A 6,966-nucleotide genomic window follows, 5' to 3' on the forward strand; every position below is an offset into this window, starting at 1 on the left:
ATTAGCGGCCGGTCAAGGCGTGACGACGGGAGCGCATGAGTGCTCAGCGAACTGGCGGAGCTGGCCATCGAGGTCGCGGGCAATCCGCAGCGCCGCAAGATCGTGCCGGGACTCACCGTCTACGTGGAGCGCGCCCCCACCTTCGCCACTCCCGTTGTGTTCGACCCCGTGCTCTATGTCGTGCTCCAAGGAGCGAAGCAATTGCTCCTCGACGACCGGATCGTGCGGTACGACGAGTCGCAACTCGTGATCGTGACGGTGAACCTGCCTGCATTGGCGCAGGTCTTGCGGGCGGCACCCGAGAACCCGTATGTCGCCGTCGAGGTACGTCTCGACCGGCACATGCTGGCGGAACTCATGCGGGATATCGGGGTCCCACCCTCGCCGTCGACGGAAGCGGTTTCGGTGCATCAGGCTCCCGCGGAGATCTACGACCCGCTCCGGCGTCTTCTCCTGCTCACCCGAGACCCGCGCGCTGCCACGCTGTTCGCATCCGGCACTGTGCGTGAGATGGCCTACCACGTCTTGGTCAGCCCACATGGTGGAGCACTGAGGCAGATGGCCACCTCTCACAGTCCGCTTGGCCAGATGGCACAAGCCACCGCGCTGATGGCGCAGAACCTCGCCAACCCGCTGGAGATGTCGCAGCTCGCGGGTCAGCTGGGCATCAGCATGACCAGCCTGCACCGGCACTTCAAGTCGGCGACCGGAATCAGTCCGATGACCTACTACAAGCGTCTTCGCCTCCACGAGGCCCGTCGCCTGGGTGCCGGAGGGTCGTTCAATGTGACGGAGGCGGCGATGGCCGTCGGTTACGCGAGCGTCGCCCACTTCAGCCGCGACTACAAGCGCGCCTTCGGCCAAGCTCCGTCGCACGACTTTTCCTTACTGCGAAACCAAGGCTAATAGGTTTGGCGGGTGGTGTGGAGGTCGACGGCGGTCACGGGCAGGGTCTCGAGTCCGCGGGCCGTGTTGTTCAGGTGCCGGGTCGGAGTGCCGATGTGGAACCGGTGGACTCGTTTGGCCAGCGCGCCGATGATCGACTGGGCCTCGATCCGGGCGAGGGCCTGCCCGGCGCAGGCGTGGGTGCCATAGCCGAAGCTCAAGTGGTCCGTGGGGTTGCGGGTCGCGTCGAAGCGGTCCGGCTCGGGGTAGTGTCGCTCGTCCCGGTTGCCGGAGCCGTACAGCACGAGCACCTGGGCGTCCGCCGGGATGGTGACTCCGCTGTCGAGTTCGACGCCCCGCGTGGTCTTGCGGCCGAAGACCTGGACAGGGGCGTCGTAGCGCAGGACCTCGTTGAGCGCGCTGGGGATCAGGCTCGGCTCGGCACACACGAGGTCCCACTGGTCGGGGTGGGTCGCGAACAGGTGGACGGCGTTGGCGATCGAAGTGATGGTGGTGTCGAGACCGGCCGCGGCGTAGGCGGCCAGCAGGGGGACGCAGGACTCGTGACGGATCCGGCCCTCGTCGGCGGCCTGGAAGATGGCTCGCCCCATGCTGCCGTCCTTGAGGTCCGCGGCGGTGAGGGTGCCGAGCCACCCGAACATTTCGCCGACCGAACCCATGCTTTCAGCGGTGCGGGCGTTCATCGGGCCGAGCACGGTGAAGGTGGCGTCGGCCGAGCGCAGCATGTTGGGGCGGGCGTCGTCGGGCAGGCCGATGAGGTCGAAGACGACCGAGAAGGGGAAGGCGGTCGCGAGGTCGGTGACGGCGTCGAAGGCCCCTTTCCGAATCACCTCGTCGACGAGCGCGTCGGCACGCTGGGCGATCTCCTGCTGTAGGGGACGTACGGAGCGGGGGCCTAGTCGCTCGGAGAGCACGGAACGCAGCACGGTGTGGGCGGGCGGGTCGGTGGACAACACGGTTCCGATCACCATCTCGGCCACGGTCTCGTTCAGTGCGATCCCGCTTGCCGAAAAGGTCTCCCAGTCGCCGAGGGCGCGGCGCGCCGAGTCGTAACGGGGTAAGGCCCAGGCGTCGAGTGCGTCGAGTCGGACCGCAGGGCCCTGATCCCGCAGGACGCGGTAGGTCGGGTACGGATCCAGGAGAACGTCGTCGCTGAACAGGTCGACGTCGGAGTGGGGAACGCGGGCCGTGAGCGTCATTGCTGTCCCTCCGTGGAAATGGTGGCCGGAGCCGGCCTGGTGGACTCTAATCATCAGAAGACGATGATGCCAACTTTTCAAAGTTGGCGCTGTCTCAAAATATCGCCTATGGTTTCTCTCATGGTAAAGAGAGGTGGCTCGGGCACCCGGGCGGACGAGCTGTACGAGCGGATCCGTGCCGACATCTTCACGGCCCGACTGCAGCCGGGGCAGCGCTTGAAGTTCCCGGAGCTCTGCGAGAACTACGGCACCAGCGTGGGGCCGGTCCGGGAGGCGCTGACCAAGCTGGCGGGTGAGCGGCTGGTAGTTCTGCAGCCCCACCTCGGTTACGCCGTGACCGGGCTGTCGGCAGCCGAGCTGACCGAGCTGACGACGGTGCGGGTGGACGTCGAAGGGCTCGCCTTCCGCCGCGCGATGCTTCATGGGGACGACGTCTGGGAGTCGGAGGTCGTCGCCGCGCATCACCTGCTCGGGCTGCGCGATCGGCAGGTGGAGACCGACGGTCGGGGCGACGCGTGGTATCTGGCCCACGAGGCGTTCCATGCGGCGTTGCTGGCCGGGTGCGGCAACCGCAGGCTGATCGAGATCACGCGAGGATTGCGCGCGGAGACCGAGCTCTACCGCCGGTGGGCTGCGCCGATGCTGGAAGAGAACGAGCGTGACCCGGGTGCCGAGCACAAGGCTCTCGCGGAGGTCGCGGTGCACCGCGACATCGACCGTGGCGTGGAGCTCCTGCAGGACCACATCGCCTTCACTACACAGATGTTGCTGGGACAGCTTCTTCCCACGGACGTCTCCGCGATCGAGGCGGATTGACACCGCAGCCTCTGTTGCGCGCACCCGCGTGAACTGCATGTTTCCCCGATCAACGACGATCAGAACCAGAGGTACGACGACATGAGCGCACGCCCCGACGAACACGTCGACGTGGCCGTCATCGGCTGCGGCGCAACCGGTCTGGCCCTCGCCCGGCTCCTCGAACTCGAGGGGCTCACGTTGGCGGTGATCGACCGCGGGCGGCTGCCGATGGCCCGCCCACGCGCCACCCACCTCGACGACGAGACCATGCGAGCCTTCCAGACCCTCGGCCTGCAGGAGCTGGAGAAGTCGTTCTCCCTCACCGGGGTCTACCGCCACTACGACGCGAAGTGGCGCACGGTCATGGCGATGGACATGAACCGCGGGGTGACCGAGCAGGGCTGGCAGTCGGACTACATGTTCCACCAGCCCGACTTCGAGAGCGTCCTGCGCGGGCACGCCCACAGCTACGAGCGGGCGAGTACCTGGTTCGGCTGGGAGGTCGTCCAGCTCGACGCGGTGGACGACGAGGTCGTGCTGAGCATGCGCGAGATCGCCACTGACCGGCCCTCCCGCGTCACCGCGTCGTACGTGGTGGGCGCCGACGGGGCGAACTCCTGGGTCCGCCGGTCCATGGGTGCCACGCGGACCGACCACCACGCGACCCACCGCTCGTTGATCGTCGACATCATGCCGCTCGTGGACGACGACCGGCTGGGCAGCCGGGACTCGTGGATCCAGGCCGCCATCCGCAACCCGCTGACCGTGATCCCCATCGCGGCCCCCCGGATGCGGTTCGAACTGATGCTGCGACCCGACGACGACTCCGCCGAGTTCGAGCGCGCGGCGAAGGCCTACGAGGTGATCGCACCCTGGTTCGCTCCGCACGAGTACCGCCTGCTGCGCTGCGACGTCTACGAATGGCGCTCGTTGACCGCCGACCAGTGGCGGTCCGGTCGGGTGCTCCTCGCCGGGGACGCCGCGCACACCATGCCGCCGCACCTGGGCCAGGGCATGTGTTCGGGTATTCGGGACGCCACCAACCTGGCCTGGAAGCTCGGTCGCGTCGTGCGGGGCGAGTCACCGGTCTCGCTGCTGGACACCTACCAGAGCGAACGACGCCCGCACGTGCTGACCTACACCACGCTGGCCGCCCAGCTGGCGAACAAGATCGAGACGCTCGAGGCACCGGAGGAGGAGCCGCCGCTGTTCCAGGCTCAGACGTTGCGGCCCCCGCTCGGGCCTGGTGTTCTGGCTGCCACGGAGGGCGTGGCGGGGACGCTGAGCCAGCAGCCCCGCACCCCGGACGGCGAGCTGCTCGACGACGTCGTGGGCTACCGCTTCGCCCTCGTCGCCACCCCGGAAGCCCTCGCCGCTGCCAGCGCGGCCACGACAGAGCTGTGCGCGGTGCTGGATGTCCGGACGGTGGAGGCCGCGCCGGGCGCGGTCGCGGACTGGCTCTCGGGCCTCGGCGTGGCAGCCGTGCTCGTGCGGCCGGACCGCTACCTGTTCGGTGCGGCGGCCGGGCCCGCCGAAATGGACGCCCTGGTCGTGCGGCTCGGCGCGGCACTCGCGCCCACTCCGGTCGCGGCAGGGGAGGCGGGATGAGGCTGGTCACGGGCGATCGACGAGGTGCGCGAAGCGTGCGACGAGGCCCTGCGCGCGGGGTGGGACGCCCCGATCGTGCACCCCAAGCCCACAGTGCAGCTCGTCGCCCCGCTACCTCGCCCGAACAGCCTGCGGGACTACCTCGTCGTCGAGGAGCATATGCGCGGATGTGTGGCTGCTGAGGTGGTCGGCGAGGTGCCCGACGAGTGGTACCGGATCCCGGCCCATTACAAGGGCAACGTCGACGAGATCTACGGTCCGGACGACACCGTCCGTGGCCCGCTTATACCGACAAGCTGGACTACGAACTCGAGGTGTGCGCCGTGATCGGCGCGTCAGGTCGAAGGATCGCGGCCACGGACGCGAGCCGGCACATTGTTGGTTACACGCTCTACAACGACTGGAGCGCACGGGACATCCAGTCCCGGGAGATGAGCATCGGCATCGGACGAGTTCGACCGGCACACCTCCCACCTCCAGGCGCGAGTGGACGGCGAAGTGTGGTCCAGCGGCACACTCGCAACGATGCACTTCTCCTTCGAGGAGCTCATCGCGTGGACCAGCCAGGAGCAGACGCTGCGACCCGGTGACCTGCTGGGCAGCGGCACCGTCAGGAAGGGCTGCGGCGTCGAGATCGGTCGCTGGATCAGCCAGGGCAGTGTGGTCGAGCTCGAGGCCGAGGGCATCGGAGTGCTCCGCAACCAGGTGGGGCGCAGGGGTGAAGGACCTGCGCGCGTGGTCGACATCATCGCCTAAGTCGACCCCAATTTCGTCTCGTCGTCAGTCGCCCTGTGTGTTCTGGTTCCGCATGCCTTGCCAGAGCAGATCGACGAGTTTGACGCTCTCGGTTCGTCGGTCGCCGTCCGATTTCAGCATGATCAACCCGCTCAGTGCTCGGAGTACCGTTCGGGCTTCGACGTCGGCGCGTATGGCGCCTGCGGTGACGTTGGCGTCGATCAGGCCGGCGACCGCCTGGGCGATCTTGTCGAACACCCCGTCGTGACCGTCGTTGCCGGCTGCTTGCAGCGCTCGGGCAAGCCCGCGTTTCGTGGCCATGTAATGCGCCAGGTGCTCGGTGACCCAGACGCGGAACGCGTCCGGGGGCTCATATCGCCGCAACAGAGCCGGGACCGCATCGACGAGGTCCTGGGCTTCGTGCTCATAGACGGCCAAGACGAGCGCTTCCGGCGTCGGAAACTGGCGATACACCGTGCCGACACCCACACCCGCTCGCTTGGCGACGGCATTCAGGGACAGCGCTTCACCTTCGGTGAGAGCCGCCACCGCGGTCTCCAGGATCCGCGTCCTGTTGCGTTGCGCATCCGCCCGCCTCTGACCAGGCACGCCGCCTCCGTTCCCTCACCCGACACTTTACGGGATAAGTATCCGGTTTCGCCTTGCGGTAGCGGATGGAGGCCGCTACCGTTGCCATAAGTGGATAAGAATCCACTTATGGCTCTGTGTGAAAGGTTCACGATGACCACATCATTTACCGCCGAGACCGGCGCGGATCCGGTCGGCAACTGGATCGACGGAAAGTGGAACCTGGGCGGCGACGTGCTCGAGTCCGTCGACCCCTCCACCGGGGAGATCGTCGGGACGTTCCATTCCGCGGGTGCCGGCGAGGGGGCGACGGCGATCGCGGCGGCCCGCGCGGCATTCGACACCACGGACTGGTCCCGCAACACCGAGGGCCGCGCGCGGGCGCTGCACGATCTCGCGAGCAACCTCGATCACAACAGCGACGAGATCGCCACCATGATCGCGCGGGAGAACGGGAAACTCCTGTGGGAAGCGCGCGCCGAGGTCACGATGGCCGCCGAGTCGCTGCGGATCAACGCCGCCCACGCCCGGCTCCAGGTGTTCGGGCACGCCGTCGAACAGGCCCCGGGAGTCTATTGGCACAACGTGCCCGAGGCGGTGGGCGTCGCGGGCATCATCTCCCCCTGGAACGGCCCGGTGCTGCTCAGCGTCCGGTCCATCGCCGCGGCCCTGGCGGCCGGGTGCACCGTGGTGGCGAAACTGCCCGGCCAGACCGCGATGATCAACGCGCTGCTATCCACAGCGGTCGCCGACACGGCCTCCCTTCCCGCCGGTGTGCTGAACATCGTCACGGAGTCCGGCAACGAGGTCGCGCCGCTGCTGGTCAGCTCGCCAGACGTGGACATCGTCAGCTACACCGGCAGCACCCAGGTCGGCCGGGTCATCGCCGCCAACGCCGCACCCACGGTCAAGCGGCTCTCCCTCGAGCTCGGCGGAAAGACCCCTCTGGTGATCTTCGACGACGTGGACCTCGACGCCGTCGTCCGGGTGCTCGTGTTCTCCTGCACGTTCATGAACGGCCAGTACTGCGGCACGGGCGCCCGGGTCCTGGTTCAGCGGGGACTCGCCGACGCGCTGCGGACCACCCTGACCGCCGCCCTGGAGACGGTTCGCGTCGGCCCCGCCCTCGACC

The 6,966-nt window shown here is 68.0% G+C and carries 7 protein-coding genes and 2 pseudogenes; 7 read left to right on the plus strand and 2 right to left on the minus strand.

Features of this window, described 5'->3' with window-relative positions:
- The first annotated feature begins 39 nt into the window (after positions 1-39).
- Entirely contained in the window at positions 40-906 is an 867-nt protein-coding gene (locus GKO32_RS31230) for an AraC family transcriptional regulator (RefSeq protein ID WP_154760499.1), read from the plus strand.
- Here GKO32_RS31230 and GKO32_RS31235 read toward each other — a convergent pair.
- Positions 903-2,105, minus strand: coding sequence for a cytochrome P450 (locus tag GKO32_RS31235; protein WP_154760500.1), 1,203 nt, complete (start codon positions 2,103-2,105; stop codon positions 903-905). The genes GKO32_RS31230 and GKO32_RS31235 overlap by 4 nt on opposite strands.
- A gap of 120 nt (positions 2,106-2,225) precedes the next feature.
- Here GKO32_RS31235 and GKO32_RS31240 point away from each other — a divergent pair, with 120 nt between their 5' ends.
- The 5 genes and pseudogenes from GKO32_RS31240 to GKO32_RS39995 form a co-directional block, all read left to right on the plus strand.
- Positions 2,226-2,921 (plus strand): GntR family transcriptional regulator, encoded by a 696-nt coding sequence (locus GKO32_RS31240; RefSeq protein WP_154760501.1) that lies wholly within the window; start codon positions 2,226-2,228, stop codon positions 2,919-2,921.
- 81 nt (positions 2,922-3,002) lie between these two features.
- A complete protein-coding gene (locus GKO32_RS31245; protein WP_154760502.1) occupies positions 3,003-4,511 on the plus strand; it encodes a bifunctional 3-(3-hydroxy-phenyl)propionate/3-hydroxycinnamic acid hydroxylase in 1,509 nt (502 codons plus the stop codon).
- A 24-nt stretch (positions 4,512-4,535) separates the two neighbouring features.
- Complete coding sequence (locus GKO32_RS39450; RefSeq protein WP_166459787.1) at positions 4,536-4,838, plus strand: hypothetical protein; 303 nt, start codon at positions 4,536-4,538, stop codon at positions 4,836-4,838.
- Positions 4,835-4,891, plus strand: a pseudogene (locus tag GKO32_RS40680) (hypothetical protein); the annotation flags it as partial. The gene GKO32_RS39450 and the pseudogene GKO32_RS40680, both read left to right, overlap by 4 nt.
- 85 nt (positions 4,892-4,976) lie before the next feature.
- A pseudogene (locus GKO32_RS39995) lies at positions 4,977-5,267 on the plus strand (fumarylacetoacetate hydrolase family protein); the annotation flags it as partial.
- A 24-nt stretch (positions 5,268-5,291) separates the two neighbouring features.
- Here the strand turns inward: GKO32_RS39995 and GKO32_RS31260 are convergent.
- Complete coding sequence (locus GKO32_RS31260) at positions 5,292-5,855, minus strand: TetR/AcrR family transcriptional regulator (RefSeq protein ID WP_312868872.1); 564 nt, start codon at positions 5,853-5,855, stop codon at positions 5,292-5,294.
- Between the two features lie 132 nt (positions 5,856-5,987).
- On the opposite strand from GKO32_RS31260, the gene GKO32_RS31265 reads away from it, so the two are divergent.
- On the plus strand, positions 5,988-6,966 hold a 979-nt coding region (locus GKO32_RS31265; protein ID WP_154760505.1), incomplete at its 3' end, for an aldehyde dehydrogenase family protein.

Source organism: Amycolatopsis pithecellobii, from assembly GCF_009707865.1.
Lineage (GTDB): Bacteria > Actinomycetota > Actinomycetes > Mycobacteriales > Pseudonocardiaceae > Amycolatopsis_E > Amycolatopsis_E pithecellobii.